At 47.2% G+C, this 738-nt stretch carries 1 protein-coding gene; it reads left to right on the top strand.

The window, feature by feature from the left end; all coding sequences use genetic code 11:
• The coding region (locus C5B91_RS21185) for a hypothetical protein (RefSeq protein ID WP_233547868.1) at window positions 1-669 on the top strand (669 nt) is incomplete at its 5' end.
• Window positions 670-738: the final 69 nt, after the last annotated feature.

The raw sequence follows: 738 nt of genomic DNA, 5'->3' as shown, positions 1-738 counted from the left end.
ATTCTTGATTCTGAACTCGGTGAGAGGTTCCAGTTTATTCTCACAACACACGACCTCGTCTGGAGCAGACACCTGCGGCAGACAAGTCATATCGACTCGGACAATGTCGTACATATGAGCGGGTGGAGTTACGAAGCAGGAGTCCACCGACATCACGATATTACCGACCCACAGCAGAACATTGAGTTCCATCTCAGAAACAATGATTTGACGGCTGCAGCAGCCTGGGGACGAAAGACGGCAGAGTTCTACGCAAGCAAGGGTTGTGAGAAGCTAGCAGTCGATGTGCCGTATCGAAAGATCGAGAAACTTTCATTGAGTGATTATCTCCATGCGTTAATGCCTGAGTTGGTCGATATTCTAAAAGACGGAACGGTCGACGATGACACTGTTTACGACGATGAGACACAGGAAGATATGGTTGACAGGTTTGCTAGCATTCAGACCTTCATAGATCAGAACCACTGGGGCATGAATAAGAACGTTCATTACTCTGAGCCGGAGTTCGCAAGTTACTCTGAGGTAGAACTTCGAGAGAACCTTAGTATTCTAGACGATCTGGCTGATGTGCTGTACTGCAGCTGCTGTGACACTTGGCGAACGGAGCGCAATGATGGGTTCGGGTGCGATTGCAGTATATTGGTCAAATCACCAGAGGCAGACAACTAACTTTTTTGCGCTGAGATAGACTGAAGCGTTACTATTGATTAACACTATTTCAAGGCACATAACATCACG

Source organism: Haloferax sp. Atlit-10N (assembly GCF_003586325.1).
GTDB classification, from domain to species: domain Archaea; phylum Halobacteriota; class Halobacteria; order Halobacteriales; family Haloferacaceae; genus Haloferax; species Haloferax prahovense.
Note: the sequence above shows the minus strand (reverse complement) of the source record. Positions and strands in the feature narration are given on the sequence as shown.